13 protein-coding genes are annotated in these 17,000 nt (G+C 67.7%); 7 read left to right on the forward strand and 6 right to left on the reverse strand.

The genetic code is table 11. From position 1 onward, the window contains the following. Positions 1–15 precede the first annotated feature (15 nt). Positions 16–1,707, forward strand: a complete 1,692-nt coding sequence (locus tag G6N24_RS04255) for an IS110 family transposase (RefSeq protein WP_163745409.1) — start codon at positions 16–18, stop codon at positions 1,705–1,707. Here G6N24_RS04255 and corA read toward each other — a convergent pair. Beyond that, entirely contained in the window at positions 1,674–2,777 is a 1,104-nt protein-coding gene (corA, locus tag G6N24_RS04260) for a magnesium/cobalt transporter CorA (RefSeq protein ID WP_085161430.1), read from the reverse strand. The genes G6N24_RS04255 and corA overlap by 34 nt on opposite strands. A gap of 177 nt (positions 2,778–2,954) precedes the next feature. On the opposite strand from corA, the gene G6N24_RS04265 reads away from it, so the two are divergent. The 3 genes from G6N24_RS04265 (at position 2,955) to G6N24_RS04275 (ending at position 4,693) form a co-directional block, all read left to right on the forward strand. Continuing rightward, the gene (locus G6N24_RS04265; protein WP_085161425.1) at positions 2,955–3,944 is read left to right on the forward strand and encodes a malate dehydrogenase; all 990 of its coding nucleotides are present in this window, start codon (positions 2,955–2,957) and stop codon (positions 3,942–3,944) included. Positions 3,945–4,005: 61 nt separating this feature from the next. Further along, positions 4,006–4,272, forward strand: coding sequence for an antitoxin (locus G6N24_RS04270; protein ID WP_085161427.1), 267 nt, complete (start codon positions 4,006–4,008; stop codon positions 4,270–4,272). Continuing rightward, positions 4,259–4,693 carry a type II toxin-antitoxin system VapC family toxin gene (locus G6N24_RS04275; RefSeq protein WP_085161429.1) on the forward strand — a complete coding sequence of 145 codons (435 nt, stop codon included), beginning with the start codon at positions 4,259–4,261 and terminating at the stop codon, positions 4,691–4,693. Before G6N24_RS04270 ends, G6N24_RS04275 begins: the two co-directional genes overlap by 14 nt. Before the next feature lie 3 nt (positions 4,694–4,696). On the opposite strand, the gene G6N24_RS04280 is transcribed toward G6N24_RS04275, so the two are convergent. After that, entirely contained in the window at positions 4,697–6,334 is a 1,638-nt protein-coding gene (locus G6N24_RS04280) for a PE family protein (protein WP_163745410.1), read from the reverse strand. Positions 6,335–6,439: 105 nt separating this feature from the next. Between G6N24_RS04280 and G6N24_RS04285 the strand changes: the two genes are divergently transcribed. Next, the gene (locus G6N24_RS04285) at positions 6,440–7,615 is read left to right on the forward strand and encodes an NAD(P)-dependent malic enzyme (RefSeq protein WP_085156714.1); all 1,176 of its coding nucleotides are present in this window, start codon (positions 6,440–6,442) and stop codon (positions 7,613–7,615) included. After that, the gene (locus tag G6N24_RS04290; protein ID WP_085156717.1) at positions 7,612–8,454 is read left to right on the forward strand and encodes a glycine betaine ABC transporter substrate-binding protein; all 843 of its coding nucleotides are present in this window, start codon (positions 7,612–7,614) and stop codon (positions 8,452–8,454) included. Before G6N24_RS04285 ends, G6N24_RS04290 begins: the two co-directional genes overlap by 4 nt. An 86-nt stretch (positions 8,455–8,540) precedes the next feature. Here the strand turns inward: G6N24_RS04290 and G6N24_RS04295 are convergent, their stop codons facing one another. The 4 genes from G6N24_RS04295 to G6N24_RS04310 form a co-directional block, all read right to left on the reverse strand. After that, a complete protein-coding gene (locus G6N24_RS04295) occupies positions 8,541–9,374 on the reverse strand; it encodes an SDR family NAD(P)-dependent oxidoreductase (protein WP_085156720.1) in 834 nt (277 codons plus the stop codon). A gap of 283 nt (positions 9,375–9,657) precedes the next feature. Beyond that, the gene (locus G6N24_RS04300) at positions 9,658–10,098 is read right to left on the reverse strand and encodes a type I restriction-modification system subunit M N-terminal domain-containing protein (RefSeq protein WP_232070690.1); all 441 of its coding nucleotides are present in this window, start codon (positions 10,096–10,098) and stop codon (positions 9,658–9,660) included. 123 nt (positions 10,099–10,221) lie between these two features. Next, positions 10,222–13,956, reverse strand: a complete 3,735-nt coding sequence (locus tag G6N24_RS04305; protein WP_163745411.1) for a multifunctional oxoglutarate decarboxylase/oxoglutarate dehydrogenase thiamine pyrophosphate-binding subunit/dihydrolipoyllysine-residue succinyltransferase subunit — start codon at positions 13,954–13,956, stop codon at positions 10,222–10,224. A gap of 150 nt (positions 13,957–14,106) precedes the next feature. Next, a complete protein-coding gene (locus G6N24_RS04310; RefSeq protein ID WP_085161801.1) occupies positions 14,107–14,871 on the reverse strand; it encodes a hypothetical protein in 765 nt (254 codons plus the stop codon). Between the two features lie 236 nt (positions 14,872–15,107). Between G6N24_RS04310 and G6N24_RS04315 the strand changes: the two genes are divergently transcribed. Beyond that, positions 15,108–16,994 (forward strand): MFS transporter, encoded by a 1,887-nt coding sequence (locus G6N24_RS04315; RefSeq protein WP_085161800.1) that lies wholly within the window; start codon positions 15,108–15,110, stop codon positions 16,992–16,994. Positions 16,995–17,000 lie beyond the last annotated feature (6 nt).

A 17,000-nucleotide genomic window follows, 5' to 3' on the forward strand; every position in this document is an offset into this window, starting at 1 on the left:
AAGAGAGCTATGCCGATGAATGTTGATCAGAAGGACGCCCTCCTGGTGTCGTTGACGGGCTTGGAATCCCAATACATCCAGGAGGGCGTCATGGTTCAGGGTAGTGGTCTGTCGCGCGGTGACAAGCGGCGCAATGCCAGGTTGGCTCGGTTGCGGGAATTGGTGCCGGCCAGCAACGCGATTTTGGCGATCGATTTGGCCGATGAGAAGCAGGCGGTGGTGCTCTGCGATCATGATTCGCGGGTGCTGGCCCGTCGCACGGTGAAAGCCAAGGCGTGGCGGCTGGGCCCGGTACTGGCGTGGGCGCGCCAGGAGGCGCGCAAGCATGGTTTCGCTGATGTGACGGTGGGTTGTGAACCGACCGGGCATCGCTGGCGGGTGCTGGATCAGCTTGCTGCCCAACAGGATATGGCGTTGGTGTGTGTGCAGCCGCTGCTGGTTGGGCGGGCCCGCGAGACCGAGGACTACACCCGAGATAAGACCGATCACAAGGATGCGGTGCTGATCGCGCGGCTGGTGGCCCAGCTGGACTGCTATGTCCCCGAGCGTGCCGACGAAAGCTGGGCGCAGCTGCGCCAGTTGGGCGCCTATCGGGACCGGCTGATCACCACAGCCACCGCGGCCATCCAGCAGCTGCGCGATCTGCTGGAGTGCGCCTGGCCGGCGGTGCTGACCGCGGCCGCCGACCCGTTTGACTCGATCACCTGGTGTGCGGCACTGGCGGTGGTGCTGGAGCGTTGTGATGGCCGCCCGCAGCGGCTGGCCCGGCTCGGCCCGACGCGGTTTGAGCAGGCGGTACGCCGGGAGTTCGCGCGCTGGGGGGGAAGGCGGGGGCCCCGGCGGCGCATCCTGACCGCGGTCTTTACCGCGCTGACCGATCCGGCCGGGGTATTGGCGCAGCGCCTGGGTGCGCTGCAGCGCGCCAAGTGGGTGCTGGCCGATTGGCGCGCCACCAAGACCCGCTTGGCCGAGGTGGAGACCCACATGGTCGCCATCCTCGATGAACTCAGGTTGACCGAGCTGGTCAGCAGCATCCCCGGCGTCTCGGCACTGGGGCGGCCGCCATCCTGGCTGAAACCGGCGACCCCACCCGCTTCGATAGCCCGCGCGCTGGTCAAACACGCCGGGCTGTGCCCGCGGGAGAACGCCAGCGGCACCATGACGGGCCGGTCGCGGATCTCCGGGCGGGGCCGGCCCCGGCTGCGGCTGGCGGCCTGGCGCGCCGTGTGGGGCGCCCTGCCGAATAACCCGGTAATGGCCGCCCGCTACCGGCATTTGACTAGCCGAGCGCAATCCGCTCAAAGACGGGCAAGCCCGAGCCGCTATCGCGGCCGCGCTGCTGCGCTGGATACATACCATCGTCACCCGCCGGGTGACCTGGGACGCCGCCATCGCCGGCCCCACCGAGCTGCCCGCAGCTGCCTAACCTCACCCACCCCGAACCAACCGAATGAAATAGGTTGGGGCCAAGCTCCACTCGGCGTAGAGGACCACCTCGACCGACACCATGAGCAGGCCCCGCCCATTCCTCACCGAACTCGATTGCACGCTGTCGGGGCATCACGAACCCCGGTTGATCGCTACGTAGAGACGATGAACGGGCAGGCCCCCCAACCCCTTGACAAAAACCCCTTACGTTGGTGTCGGGGTCTTTTGCGTCTGCTCGCCGCGACCTACAGCCAGTCTCGCTTGCGGAAACTGATGTAGAGGAATATGCAGATGGCGACCATTGCGCTGATCACCGTCGGGTAACCCCACCTGGAGTCCAGCTCGGGCATGAAGTGGAAGTTCATGCCATAAATCCCAGCGACCATGGTGGGCACGGCGATGATGCCGGCCCACGCCGATATCTTGCGCATGTCCATGTTTTGCTGCATGCCGACACGCGCCAGCGCGGCCTGCACCAGCGAGTTGAGCATGTCGTCGTAGCTGGCGATCTGATCCGCGGCCTCCGTCTGGTGGTCGGCGACGTCACGCAGGTAGCGTCGCACTTCCTTGGAAATCAGGTCTTTGCTCTCCGTCTGCAGTCGCTGGAAGGCGGCGGACAGCGGGCTCACGCACCGGCGTAGTTCGACCACCTCGCGCTTGAGCAGATAAATCGGTTCGACGTCGAGCTTGCGGCTAGGGGCAAACGCCACCTCCTCGATGCTGTCGATATCGGTCTCCATCAGACTGGTCACCGCCAGGTAGTGGTCCACGACGTAGTCGGAGATCGCGTGCAGCACCGCGTACGGCCCCAGTCGCAGATGGTCGGGGTCGGAATCCATTCGCTTGCGCACGTCGGACAGTCCGCCGTGTTCGCCGTGCCGCACCGTGACCACAAAATCCCTGCCGACGAAGATCATGATCTCGCCGGTCTCCACGATCTGGCGGGCCAGGACCACCGATTCGTGCGGCACGTAATTCACGGTCTTCAGGACAAGGAATAGCGTCTCGTCGTAGCGCTCCAGCTTGGGCCGCTGGTGCGCGTGCACGGCATCCTCGACCGCCAACGGGTGCAGGCCGAAGACGTCGGCCACGTCCTGCATATGGCTCTCGTCGGGCTCGTGCAGACCGATCCAGACGAATGCCTCATGGCCCGTCAGCTCGATCTCGCGCACCCTCGCCAGCGCGGCGTCGTGCGTGTACTTGCCGGGCAACCGGTGGCCGTCGACGTAGACCCCGCAGTCGACCAAGGCGTCGGCCGGGCCGTTGACCGGGTGTCCATGCGGCTCGTAAACCCGGGGCTTTGCGATTGGCCTCAGCACTTCAGGCAATGCGTCAAATCCCGGAAACACATCCACCTCCGATCGCAGCGCAGGTCTGACCGGCGGGGGTCCATGGTACGCGCCCCGGCATAACGGCGAGAGACGAAGCGCGGCCGTTGCCAGCATTGGACCGGGGATTTGCCGACGGCAGGGGTGCGCTAGTTTCGACCCGACACCCTACGAGGATGCGTAAGGAGCAGAACCGACGTGAGCGCAAGTCCCCTCAAGGTCGCCGTCACCGGTGCCGCCGGCCAGATCGGCTACAGCCTGTTGTTCCGACTGGCCAGCGGCTCGCTGCTGGGCCCCGACCGCCCGATCGAGCTGCGTCTGCTCGAGATCGAGCCCGCACTGAAGGCCCTCGAGGGTGTCGTGATGGAACTCGACGACTGCGCGTTTCCGCTGCTGGCGGGCGTCGAAACCGGCGCCGACCCGAACGAGATCTTCGACGGTGTAAGCCTGGCGCTGCTGGTCGGTGCTCGTCCGCGCGGCCCGGGCATGGAGCGCAGCGACCTCCTCGAGGCCAACGGCGCGATCTTCACCGCTCAGGGCAAGGCCCTCAACGCGGTGGCCGCGGACGACGTGCGCATCGGCGTGACGGGCAACCCGGCCAACACCAACGCGCTGATCGCGATGAGCAACGCCCCCGACATCCCCAGAGAGCGGTTCTCAGCGCTGACCCGCCTCGACCACAACCGGGCGATCTCGCAGCTGGCCCGCAAGACCGGCGCCGCGGTGACCGACATCAAGAAGATGACAATTTGGGGAAACCACTCGGCCACCCAGTACCCCGACCTGTTCCACGCCGAAGTCAAGGGCAAGATCGCCGCGGAGGTGGTGGGCGATCAGGCCTGGATCGAGAACGACTTCATTCCGACGGTCGCCAAGCGCGGCGCCGCGATCATCGACGCGCGCGGCGCGTCGTCGGCCGCGTCGGCCGCGTCGGCGACCATCGATGCCGCCCGGGACTGGCTGTTGGGTAGCCCCGAGGGCGACTGGGTCTCGATGGCGGTCGTTTCCGACGGCTCCTACGGCGTGCCGGAGGGCCTGATTTCCTCGTTCCCGGTGACCACCAAGGACGGCGACTGGACGATCGTCAGCGGCCTGGAGATCGACGACTTCTCGCGCGGGCGCATCGACAAGTCGACGGCCGAGCTCGCCGACGAGCGCAACGCCGTCACCGAGCTTGGCTTGATTTAGGCGGAGGCGCGGTCGTCGGGACGTCTTGACGCACGCATAGGTAGACATCATGATGACTGCTATGCGCACCACCTTGACGCTCGACGATGACGTCGTCCGCCTGGTCGAGGAGGCGGTTCATCGCGAACGCCGACCCATGAAGCACGTCATCAACGACGCGTTGCGGAGCGCGTTGGCACCGCAGGCGGCACGCCAGGAGCCGTATCGGTTGAACCCGCATGAGTCCACAGTGCGGCCTGGATTCGATCTGGCAGGCTTCAACCGGTTGGTCGACGAGCTGGAGGACGCGGCGATCCTGGACGCCGCGCGCACCGGTGATCATCCCTGACGTCAATCTGCTGCTCTATGCGGTCATCACTGGGTTCCCGCAACATCAGCGCGCGCACGCGTGGTGGCAAGATACTGTCAACGGCCCCACACGAATCGGGTTGACCCATCCAGCGTTGTTCGGATTCCTGCGGATCGCCACCAACGCCCGAGTGCTCGCCGCGCCGGTGCCTACGGTGGATGCGGTCGCCTATGTGCGTGACTGGCTTTCGCAGCCAAACGTGGACCTGCTCACCGCGGGTCCGCGCCATATGGAGATCGCGTTGAGCCTGCTTGAGAAACTCGGCACCGCCGGCAACCTGACTACCGATGTGCAATTGGCTGCGTACGGCATCGAAAACAACGCCGAGATCCAGTCCAGTGACACCGACTTTGCCCGATTCGCCGACCTCAGGTGGACCGATCCCTTGCGCGACGGGTGATCGCTAACCGTCCAGGCCGTGCTGCCCGTTGGCGCCGGTGGCGCCTTGAGCGCCAGCGGCGCCCATGTTCCCAGGGGTGAAGCCCGCCCCGCCGGCACCACCCGCGCCGCCCGCGCCGCCCGAGCCGCCGAGACCCCCGGCGGCGCCGGCGCCGGGGCTGCCCGCCTGACCGAACAGCCCGCCCGCGCCGCCCGCTCCGCCGTTGCCGCCGGCGCCACCGGCCCCGCCGTCGCCGCCCGCTCCGCCGTCGCCGCCGTCGCCGCTGGTGAAGAATCCTCCGCCAGTGCCCGACGCGATACCCCCATTGCCACCGCCACCGCCGGCGCCTCCCGGCGCACCGATGCCGCCGTCGCCGCCGATGCCGCCGATGCCGCCGGCGCCGCCCGTGCCGACCAGCAGCCCCCCGCGACCACCGGCGCCCCCGAAGCCGCCGATGCCGCCGGTGCCGCCGTCGCCACCGTTGCCTCCCGTAGCGTCGCCGCCCGATACGGAGGCGTCACCGCCGTTGCCGCCGGCACCGCCGGCACCACCGATACCGCCCGCACCACCGACACCACCATCGCCACCGGTAGCGCCGGCGGGACCGGTGGCCATACCGCCGGCACCGCCCGCACCGCCAGCGCCACCGGCACCTCCGGCGCCGCCGGCACCACCGTTGCCCCCGGTAGCGTGCTGTCCGTTGCTTGTGGCGGAGCCCCCGGCCCCGCCGTCGCCTCCCGAGGCGAAGTTGCCGGCAGCACCGCCGGTCCCGCCGACGCCTCCGGAAACGACGCCGCTGCTAGTCCCGTCCCCGCCCATGCCGCCATCCCCGCCGCCCACCCCGGGGTTGATACCATTGCCGCCGGACACGCCGTCGCCGCCGTTGCCGGACCCGTTGTCGAGCCCGTCGGCGCCGTTGGGCGCCTGTTGCACCTGGTTGGGCGCGGGATTTACGGCGTTGGCGCCGGTCGCGCCGGCCGCGCCCGCCCCGCCGGCCCCGCCGTTGCCCCACAGTCCGGCGTTGCCGCCGGCCCCGCCGTTACCGCCGCTGCCGCCGACGATGGTGGCGACCCCGCCGGCCCCACCGGCCCCGCCGTTGCCATAGAACAGCCCGCCGTTGCCGCCGGCACCACCGTTCGCGCCGGGCCCGCCGGCTCCACCGGCCCCGCCGTTGCCGATCAACCCGGCGGCACCGCCGCGACCGCCGGGCTGGCCGGGGGTGGTGCTCGAGCCGCCGTTGCCGCCGTTGCCACACAGCAACCCGCCGTCGCCACCGTTTTGCCCGGGCCCGTCATTGGCGCCGTTGCCGATCAGCGGGCGCCCGAGCAGTAACTCGGTAGGCGCGTTGACCAGGTTCAGCGCCTGCTGCATGGGCGAGGCATTCGCGGCCTCGGCGGCTGCGTATGATCCCGAAGCGGCACTCAACGCCCGCACAAACTGCTGATGAAACTCCTCTGCCTGCGCGCTGAGCGCCCGGTAGGCCTGGGCATTGGCAGAAAACAGCGACGCGATGGCCGCCGACACCTCATCCGCGCCCGCGGCCAGCACCCGGGTGGTCGGGGCCGCCGCCGCAGCATTGGCCGCGACCAGTGCCGAGCCGATGCCCTGCAAATCCGTCGCCGCCGCCTCCAACATGTCCTGCGCTGCAATCAGATACGCCATGACGGGCCTCGCAGGCGCCGAAATCAAACAACGGGCACGAGTCTATCGGAGGCTCGACAGCACATCGGCGTTTTGTCCGGGCAGGCCTGCAGTACCCTCGACCCCGTGCCAAAAATCGACCTGTCGCCACGCATCGTCATCGACGACGACGAGATCTTCGAGGCGCACGTAGGCGGCAAGCTTTCCGTAGCACTGAAGGCTCCGCTGGACACCCAGCGCGCGTTGTCGATCGCCTACACCCCGGGTGTGGCGCAGGTCAGCCGCGCGATCGCTGCGGACCGCACCGTGGCCGCCCGCTACACCTGGGCCAATCGGCTGGTGGCGGTCGTGAGCGACGGCAGTGCGGTGCTCGGGCTCGGGGATATCGGCGCGGCCGCGTCGCTGCCGGTGATGGAGGGCAAGTGCGCCCTGTTCAAGGCCTTTGGGGGGCTGGACGCAATCCCGATCGTGCTGGACACCAAGGATCCCGACGAGATCGTCGAGACCCTGGTGCGGCTGCGCCCGACGTTCGGCGCCGTCAACCTCGAAGACATCGCGGCGCCGCGCTGCTTCGAGATCGAACGGCGGGTTGTTGAGGCGCTGGACTGCCCGGTGATGCACGACGACCAGCACGGCACGGCGATCGTCGTGCTGGCCGCGCTGATGGGCGCCACCAAGGTGCTCGGCCGCGACATGTCCTCGCTGCGGGTGGTGGTGTCCGGCGCCGGCGCCGCGGGGGTCGCATGCACGAATCTGCTTCTCGCAATGGGGGTTTCCGACATCACGGTCCTCGACTCCCGCGGGATTCTGCACACCGGGCGTGACGACATGAACAGCGTCAAGGTCGACTTGGCGCAACGGACCAATCCCGGTGGCCTCACCGGCGGCATGGCCACGGCTCTCGGCGGCGCGGACGTGTTCCTCGGGGTGTCGGCGGGCCAGGTCGCCGAAGAGTTGATCGCCACGATGGCACCCGAACCGATCGTGTTCGCGCTGTCCAATCCGGACCCGGAGATATGCCCCGACGTTGCGGCGAAGTACGCGGCGGTGGTGGCCACCGGGCGCAGCGACTTCTGCAACCAGATCAACAACGTGCTCGCCTTTCCCGGGGTGTTTCGCGGCGCACTGGACGCCGGCGCGCGCCGGATCACCGAGAAGATGATGGTGGCCGCGGCCGAGGCGATCTTCTCCGTCGTCAGCGACGACCTCGCCGTCGACCGCATCGTCCCCAGCCCACTGGACTTGCGCGTCGGGGAAGCGGTTGCCAAGGCGGTGGCCCTGGCCGCAGATACTTCCGGGTGAAAGTCGGCAGGCTGGCCGCGCTGCTGCTCGCCGGGGCGCTGGCGGTGGCCGCCTGTGCGGCCGAGGAGCACAGCCCGGCGTTGGTCGTCGGATCCAAGCCTGACTCCGAGTACAGGCTGCTGGCCGCCATCTACGTCGCCGCGTTGCGGTCGTACGGGTTCGGGGCGCGTGCCCAAACCGCGAGTGACCCCATGGCGAAACTGGATTCGGGTGAGTTCGCCGTCATGCCCGCTTTCACCGGCCAGGTGCTGCAGACGTTGCAGCCCGGCGCCTCGGCGCTCTCCGACGGGCAGGTCTACCGGGTGATGATCTCCGCGCTGCCCGAGGGCGTCACCGCCGGTGACTACACCACCGCCGCCGAAGACAAGCCCGCGCTGGTGGTGACTGCGGCCACCGCGACGGCCTGGGGTGGCAGCGACTTGAGCCTGCTGCCGCGCCACTGCGACGGGCTGGTCGTCGGGCGGGTCAATGGCGCGCAGCCCACGGGGGTGGGTTCTTGCCGGCTGCCCGTGGTGCGTGAATTCCCGGACTACCCAACGATGTTCGCCGCGCTGCGGGCCGGACAGCTGACCGCGGGCTGGACCACCACCGCCAACCCCGACCTCCCCGCCGACCTGGTTGTGCTCGCCGACGGCAAAGCCGCGCTGATCCGGGCCGAGAACGTGGTGCCGCTCTATAGGCGCAATGCCCTGAATGATCGGCAACTGCTGGCGATCAACGAAATCGCGGGGGTGCTGGACACCGCGGCCCTGACCGACATGCGCCGCCAGGTGGCACGCGGTGCGGACCCACAGGTGGTCGCCGACGGGTGGTTGGCTGAGCACCCGTTAGGGCGCTAATGCGCACGTCTGGCTGCGCGAGCAGACGCAAAAGCCCCCATTTGCGCCGCCAAATGGGGGCTTTTGCGTCTGTTCGCGCTGACCCGTCAGCGATGCGGGGCTGGCAATAGCCGGCCCAGCACGGGCATGAACAGCCGCTGGTATCCGGAACCCGTCAAGCGCACCACGATGTCCAGCACCTTGGCGTCCGGGCCGACCAGCACCCGGGCCTTGTTCTTGCGCACCGCCCCCAGGATGATCCGGGCGGCCCGCTCCGGGCTCGTGTGGGCCACCCGCCTGTCGAACATCTTGGCCAGTTCGGCCTGGTCAAGGCCCTCCGCGACGGTCGCGTTACGGGCGATCGCGGTCTTGATGCCGCCGGGGTGCACCGTGGTCACCCCGACCGGATGCCCGGCCAGAATCATCTCCTGCCGCAGCGCCTCGGTGAAGCCGCGGACGGCGAACTTGGCCGCGTTGTATGCCGCCTGACCCGAGACCGAAAACAGCCCGAACACGCTGGAAACGTTGACGACGTGGCCGTCCCCGGAGGCGATCAGGTATGGCAGGAACGCCTTGGTGCCGTTCACCACGCCCCAGAAGTCGACGTCCATCACCCGTTCGATGTCCTTGAACTGGCTGACCTCGATGTCACCGGTGAAGGCGATGCCGGCGTTGTTGTAGATCTGGTTTACCTTGCCGAAGTGCTCGTTGACCGCGTCGGCGTAGGCCAGGAACGCTTCGCGCTCGGTGACGTCAAGTCGGTCCGCCCGCACCGGGGCGCCGATCGCCTTCAGCCTTTCCTCGGTCCCCGCCAGCCCTTCGGTGTCGACGTCGCTGATCGCCAGCTTGGCGCCCGAGCGTCCCAGTTCGACGGCCAGCGCCTGCCCGATGCCCGAACCCGCGCCGGTGACCACGGCGACTTTTCCGGCGAACCCCTCCATGCGCACCCTCCCTCGGTCGTTGCGATCGACGTTAGCCGGTACCGCTGGTCCCGTTAGTAGCGGGTGGTTCAGGCGAGCAAAACCATTGGCGATATCGGAGATCAAGTGTGCCCGCCCCGGCGCATCAACGGATCCAGATGCCGGTGGCGATTCCGATGTTGAAGAACATGTTGGTCGGCAGCGCGACGATCGCGTCTACCAGATCCGATTTCCGGCAGCCACCGTCGGGTCTTCGACGGCCCGGATTCGGCGGCGCCGTTGAACAGCGCCGAGCCGTTCAGGACTATCCCGGCGCAGCCGCCGCGGTCATGCCTGGGCCGCATCTTGTGCGCAAGTGGCACATAAGCAGCGTCTGCCCGTCGCCAATGGAGGGAAGACTATGCGAGGACCGCGTACCCGCGGCGAGCGCTTCCTTCTCGACGGCCTCATGCGCCGCCTTCCGGTCAAAACCGTTGGGGGGGTTGGACATCCAGAAGGCGAAGGTGCGGTCCCAGAACTGGTCGTCGGCCAGGGTGCCGCCGAGGCGGATGTTGCCGGCGTCTTGGCCCTTGGCGATCATGTCCGGCTCGGCCAGCGTCCGCACCTCGTCGCGAGTAGGCTCGAGGACGCAGTCCAGGCGTCGCAGGATCGTGAATGGCAAGATCACGCCGCCGTATTGGTGCGACTTGTATACGCCGCGCAGTTGGTCGGCGATCCCACAGGCGAAGTTGCCGAGCCTGCTCAAACCCGATCTCCCGCTGACGGTCCCGCGTCAAAACCGTGTGGCACGCACTTTCACTTCACGAGCGCGCGCAAAATGCCGGCCGACGTGGCGTGGCGCGGTACAAACACGCACGTTCGCCGTGCTTCAGGCGAACGCCTCATCGAGGATCTCCTGTTGCTCGACCGCGTGCACCTTCGACGAGCCCGACGACGGTGCCGACATGGCCCGGCGCGAAATGCGCTTGATGCCGCCCAGCCTCGGCAGCAGCTCGGGCAGCTCCAGGCCGAACCGCGGCCACGCGCCCTGGTTGGCCGGCTCTTCCTGCACCCAGAAGAACTCCTTGACGTTCTCGTAGCGGTCCAGCGTCTCGCCCAGCCGGCGCCTGGGCAGCGGGGCAAGTTGTTCGATTCGCACGATCGCGATGTCGTCGCGCTTGTCCTTGGCCTTGCGCGCGGCCAGCTCGTAGTAGAGCTTGCCGCAGGTCAGCAGGATCCGGGTGACCTTGCCGCGATCGCCGATGCCGTCCTCGTAGGTCGGCTCCTCGAGCACCGAGCGGAATTTGATCTCGGTGAAGTCCTTGATGTCGCTGACCGCTGCCTTGTTGCGCAGCATCGACTTCGGCGTGAACACGATGAGCGGGCGCATGATCCCGTCGAGCGCGTGCCGGCGCAACAGGTGGAAGTAGTTGGACGGTGTCGACGGCACCGCAATCGTCATCGAACCCTCCGCCCACAGCTGTAGGAAGCGCTCGATGCGTCCGGAGGTGTGGTCAGGCCCCTGCCCCTCGTGTCCGTGTGGCAGCAGCAGCACGACCGTGGACAGCTGGCCCCATTTGGCCTCACCGGAGCTGATGAATTCGTCGATGATCGACTGCGCGCCGTTGACGAAGTCGCCGAACTGCGCCTCCCACAGGACGACGGCGTCCGGGTTGCCCACGGTGTAGCCGTACTCGAAGCCGACCGCGGCGTACTCGGACAGCGGCGAGTCGTACACCAGGAACTTGCCGCCCGTGGGAGTGCCGTCCTTGTTGGTCGCCAGCAGCTGCAGCGGCGTGAACTCCTCACCGGTGTGGCGGTCGATGAGCACCGAATGCCGCTGGGAGAAGGTGCCGCGGCGGGTGTCTTGGCCGGATAGCCGCACTAGCTTGCCCTCGGCCACCAGCGAACCCAGGGCCAGCAGCTCGGCGAAGGCCCAGTCGATCTTGCCCTCGTAGGCCATCTCCCGGCGCTTCTCCAGTACCGGCTGGACGCGTGGGTGCGGGGTGAATCCGTCCGGCAAGGCCAGGAACGCGTCGCCGATCCGGGCCAGCAGCGATTTGTCCACCGCGGTCGCCAGCCCCGCGGGGATCATCTGGTCGGACTCCACCGATTCGCTGGGTTGCGCGCCGTGCTTCTCCAGCTCACGGACCTCGTTGAACACCCGCTCCAGCTGGCCCTGGTAGTCGCGCAGCGCGTCCTCGGCCTCCTTCATCGAGATGTCGCCACGGCCGATGAGGGCTTCGGTGTAGCTCTTGCGGGCCCCGCGCTTGGTGTCGACGACGTCGTACATGTAGGGGTTGGTCATCGACGGGTCGTCGCCCTCGTTGTGCCCGCGGCGTCGGTAGCACAGCATGTCGATAACGACGTCCTTTTTGAACCGCTGCCGGAAGTCCACGGCCAGCCGTGCCACCCACACGCACGCCTCGGGGTCGTCGCCGTTGACGTGGAAGATCGGCGCCCCAATCATTTTCGCGACGTCGGTGCAGTACTCGCTGGACCGCGAATGCTCCGGCGCGGTGGTGAACCCGATCTGGTTGTTGACGATGATGTGGATGGTGCCGCCCACGCGGTAGCCGGGCAGGTTCGTCAGGTTCAGCGTCTCGGCGACCACGCCCTGGCCGGCGAAGGCGGCGTCCCCGTGCAGCATCAACGGCACCACCGAAAACGCGCGTTGCCCTTCGCTGTCGGTGCTGCCGTGGTCGAGCAGATCCTGCTTGGCCCGCACCAGCCCCTCGAGCACCGGGTCGACGGCCTCTAGGTGGGACGGGTTGGCGGTCAGTGACACCTGAATGTCGTTGTCGCCAAACATCTGTAGGTACACACCGGTGGCGCCGAGGTGGTATTTCACGTCGCCGGAGCCGTGCGCTTGTGACGGGTTCAGGTTGCCTTCGAACTCGGTGAAGATCTGCGAGTACGGCTTGCCGACGATGTTGGCCAGCACGTTGAGCCGGCCGCGGTGCGGCATCCCGATCACCACTTCATCGAGGCCGTGCTCGGCACACTGGTCGATCGCCGCGTCCATCATCGGGATCACGCTTTCCGCGCCTTCCAGCGAGAACCGTTTCTGCCCAACGTATTTGGTTTGCAGGAACGTTTCGAAGGCCTCGGCGGCGTTCAGCTTGCTCAGGATGTACTTCTGTTGGGCGACAGTCGGTTTGACGTGTTTGGTCTCGACCCGTTGTTGCAGCCACTCCTGTTGTTCGGGGTCGAGGATGTGGGTGTACTCCACCCCGATGTGGCGGCAGTACGCGTCGCGCAGCAAGCCCAGGACGTCGCGCAGCTTCTTGTACTCGCAACCGGCGAAGCCGTTGACCTTGAACACCCGATCGAGATCCCACAGCGTCAGGCCGTGGGTCAGCACTTCGAGATCGGGATGGCTGCGGAAGCGGGTCTTGTCCAACCGCAGCGGGTCGGTGTCGGCCATCAGGTGGCCGCGGTTGCGGTACGCCGCAATCAGCTCCATCACCCGGGCGTTCTTGTCGACGATCGAGTCCGGGTTGTCGGTGCTCCAGCGCACCGGCAGGTACGGGATACTCAGCTCGCGGAAGATCTCGTCCCAGAATGCGTCCGAGAGCAGCATCTCGTGGATGGCGCGAAGGAAGTCACCGGATTCCGCGCCCTGGATGATGCGGTGGTCGTAGGTCGAGGTCAGGGTGATCAGCTTGCCGATGCCCAGTTCGGCGATGCGCTCCTCGCTGGCGCCCTGAAATTCGGCGGGGTACTCCATCGCGCCGACGCCGATGATCGCGCCCTGGCCGGCCATCAGCCGCGGCACCGAGTGCACGGTGCCGATGGTTCCGGGGTTGGTCAGCGAAATCGTCACGCCGGCAAAGTCTTCGGCGGTCAGCTTACCGTCGCGCGCCCGGCGCACGATGTCTTCGTAGGCGGTGACGAACTGCGCAAATCGCATGGTCTCGCAGCCCTTGATGCCGGCCACCACCAGTGAGCGCTTGCCGTCCTTGCCCGGCAGGTCGATGGCCAGGCCCAGATTGATGTGCGCGGGTGTGACGGCGGTGGGCTTGCCGTCGACCTCGGTGTAGTGCCGGTTCATGTTCGGGAAACGCTTGACCGCCTGCACCAGCGCGTAGCCGAGCAGATGGGTGAACGAGATCTTGCCGCCGCGGGTGCGCTTGAGCTGGTTGTTGATGACGATCCGGTTGTCGATCAGCAGCTTGGCCGGAACGGCCCGGACGCTGGTCGCCGTCGGCACCTCGAGCGATGCCGACATGTTCTTGACGACGGCCGCCGCCGCGCCGCGCAGCACCTGCAGTTCGTCACCTTCGGCCGGTGGGGGAGGGGCGGCTTTTGCCGGCGGCGCGGCAAGCGTGGTCGGCGCGCCGTCGCCCACCGTGGCGGTGCCGACGGGTGGAGTCGGCGGCGCGGCCTGTGGTGCTGGGGCGGTCGGCTTCGCTTCCGGGGCGACCGCGGCCGCCTGCCCGTCGGCGGGGGTCGCAGCGGCGGGGGCGGGCGCAGGGGCTGGCTCGGAGACCGATTCGGGGTTGTAGTCCACCAGGAATTCGTGCCAGCTCGGATCGACCGAGGAGGGGTCGTCGCGGAACTTGCGGTACATCTCCTCGACCAGCCATTCGTTTTGCCCGAATGGTGAACTTATGTTGCTCACGGCCGCTGTTCGCCTCGATTCCTCTGTTCTCCAAGGTCCCGCAAGCGCCATGGTGCGACGCCTGCCGTTCTGATGGTCTCCGCCTCATAAAGGCTAACGCTTTGCCGGCAATTCGCCAGCGAGACGGATGCAACCCGGCCCTAGCCGGCCCTAGCCGGCCTCGCGAACCGGCGGCAATAGGTGCAGGGTGACTGGCCAGCGCGCCGGCGGGGCGCCGAACGCTTTGTGGGCGTTGCTGACGAGCTTCTTGCCCGCGAGGTAATTGCCGATGGCGCCGACCAGGGCGCCAATGCCGACCGGCAGCAGCTTGCCGAACATCAGTGCGCTGCGTCGCACCGTGTACCGCTTGACCCAGGACTTGAGCAACCGCGAGTTCAACCGCGACATCGACGACAGTGGCAGCGAGGCCATGCCCTCGGCGATCCAGCCACCGTTGGTGCGGGCCGGACCGATCAGCTCGGCGACGGCGTGCCCGCTGTTGTCTCCGACCAGCACCGCCAGCACCAGAGCGCGGCGTCGTTCCCGGTGGTCGGCGGGAATGCCGTACACCACCGCCAGCGCCAGCACCAGGAGCGCGGTGGCCTCGAGGAACGCCACGGTTTCCGCCGCAGCCGCGGACAGCGCACTCAACGTGCCGATCCCGGGGATGGTCGCTGCCATTCCCACCGCCACGCCGCTGGCAGTCACCACGGCCAGGTAGCGCTTCTGTAGCTTGGTGGCGATCTCGGCGGGGCTGGCGGCGGGGTGCGCGCGCCGCAGCCTGGCCACGTAGGCCTCGGCGGCCGGGCCCTGTATCCGCGAGCTGCGCTCGATGACCTGCGCCAATGCGCGCGCGGACGCTTTGGGTCGACCGCCTGGGGTCCTCGGCAGCGCTTGAGTCGACCTCTTCCGTCGGGGGTTGCGTCGGGCCTGCATAATTGCCTCTCCTGCGAATGGCGTCTGTCTAGGCTAACGCCTGGCTTACCCGGAATAATGCAGGCTGGATGTCGGTCGGCGGCGTTGCGGGTAGCTCCGGTGGAGCCGAAACGAGGTGAGTGCATGACCCGCGCTGGCGACGATGCCGTGGGGGTCCCACCCAACTGCGGGGATGGGGGCACGCGCCCGCAGGTGGGAGGTACCCCCACCCGCTTGCGGGGGAAGGAGCGGCGCTCATGACCACGGCGACGACCCGGTTCCGGGGCCCCTGGCGCGTGGGGTCGAGTCACAGCAGCTCAGGAAACCCCTGGAACGCGTTGTGGGCGATGATGATCGGCTTCTTCATGATCATGCTCGACTCGACGATCGTGGCCATAGCGAACCCGACCATCATGGCCAAGTTGGCGATCGGCTACGACACCGTGGTCTGGGTGACCAGCGCCTACCTGCTGGGGTATGCGGTGCTGTTGCTAGTGGCCGGTCGACTCGGTGACCGATTCGGCCCGAAAAACCTCTACCTGATCGGCCTGGTGGTGTTCACCGTCGCGTCGGTGTGGTGCGGCCTGTCGGGCAGCGCAGGCATGCTGATCGCCGCCCGCGTGGCACAGGGTGTGGGTGCCGGGGTGCTCACCCCGCAGACGTTGTCGACGATCACCCGGATCTTCCCGGCGCACCGCCGCGGCGCCGCCATGAGCGTGTGGGGTGCCACCGCCGGAGTAGCCAGCCTGGTGGGACCGTTGGCCGGCGGGGGGCTGGTCGACAGTCTGGGCTGGCAGTGGATCTTCTTCGTCAACGTCCCGGTCGGCATCGTCGCCCTGGTATTGGCGGTTTGGCTGGTTCCGGTGCTGCCGACCCAGCTGCACCAGTTCGACTGGATCGGCGTCGGCTTGTCCGGGGTGGGCATGTTTCTGATTGTCTTCGGCCTGCAGGAGGGGGAGTCCGCCCATTGGCAGCCATGGATCTGGGCGGTGATCGTCGCCGGCGTCGGGTTTTTGTCGACGTTTATCTACTGGCAGGCCCTCAACACCCGCGAGCCGTTGATTCCGCTGGACATCCTCGACTACCGGAACTACAGCCTGTGCAATGTCGGGGTGGCGATTACCGCATTCGCCATGACGGGGATGGTGCTGCCGCTGACGTTTTACGCGCAGGCGGTGTGCGGGTTGTCGCCGACCCGCTCGGCGCTGCTGATCGCGCCGATGGCGATCACCAGCGGTGTGCTGGCCCCGCTCGTCGGCGTGATCGTGGACAGATCCCATCCGCTGCCGGTGCTCGGTTTCGGGTTTTCGGCGCTGGCGATCGGGCTGACGTGGCTGGCGTTCGAGATGGCTCCGGACACGCCGATCTGGCGGTTGATGTTACCGTTCAGCGTCATCGGTGTGTCGATGGCGTTTGTGTGGTCACCGCTGACGGCCACCGCGTCCCGCGACCTGCCGCCGCGCCTGGCCGGTGCGGGCTCGGGCGTGTACAACGCGACCCGGCAACTCGGGGCGGTGCTCGGCAGCGCAGGCATGGCCGCGTTCATGACGGCGCGCATCGCCGCCGAGATGCCGCCGATGCCCGGCGGCGCGGGCACGCCCAGCGTGCAGGGCGCCCCCACCTTGCAGTTGCCCGAGTATGTTCGCGAGCCGTTTTCGGCCGCGATGTCGCAGTCGATGCTGCTGCCCGCGTTCATTTCGTTGTTCGGGATCGTTGCCGTCTTGTTCTTGGAGGGCTTCACAGGTCCGGTGACGACCGACGAGCCCGTGCCCGCCGACGGCTATGACGATAGCTATGACGACTATGTCGAGTACGTCATCCGTCGCGAACCCGACATCGATTCCGCGCTGCAACCGGTGTACGACGAGGGCGACACAGAACCGCTGGTGGCCCGAGTCGGTCAACTGCGCCCGGCATCCGCCGAAGCGCGGCACAGCGACTCTGTCGAATCATCGCACGGCGTGCCCGCGGACCCCGTTTCGGCGCCGCTTGAACAGATTGGCTTCGCCCACAACGGTTCTCCTGCCGACGACGGGCAGCGCTTCCGCCCGATCGCCGAGTATTCGCCGTGGCGCAACAAGCACCGCCGCGCAGATCCGGACGACTATGGCACTTCCGGTCGGCATTCGTTTCGTGGGGATTAATTTAGC

Source organism: Mycobacterium lacus, assembly GCF_010731535.1.
GTDB lineage: Bacteria > Actinomycetota > Actinomycetes > Mycobacteriales > Mycobacteriaceae > Mycobacterium > Mycobacterium lacus.

Excerpts from the sequence above, each read along its gene's own strand:
- G6N24_RS04270 (WP_085161427.1), top strand. The coding sequence starts at position 4,006 with ATGCGCACCACCTTGACGCTCGACGATGACGTCGTCCGCCTGGTCGAG.
- G6N24_RS04255 (WP_163745409.1), top strand. The coding sequence starts at position 16 with ATGAATGTTGATCAGAAGGACGCCCTCCTGGTGTCGTTGACGGGCTTG.
- G6N24_RS04310 (WP_085161801.1), bottom strand. The coding sequence starts at position 14,871 with ATGCAGGCCCGACGCAACCCCCGACGGAAGAGGTCGACTCAAGCGCTG.
- G6N24_RS04295 (WP_085156720.1), bottom strand. The coding sequence starts at position 9,374 with ATGGAGGGGTTCGCCGGAAAAGTCGCCGTGGTCACCGGCGCGGGTTCG.
- G6N24_RS04280 (WP_163745410.1), bottom strand. The coding sequence starts at position 6,334 with ATGGCGTATCTGATTGCAGCGCAGGACATGTTGGAGGCGGCGGCGACG.
- G6N24_RS04315 (WP_085161800.1), top strand. The coding sequence starts at position 15,108 with ATGACCACGGCGACGACCCGGTTCCGGGGCCCCTGGCGCGTGGGGTCG.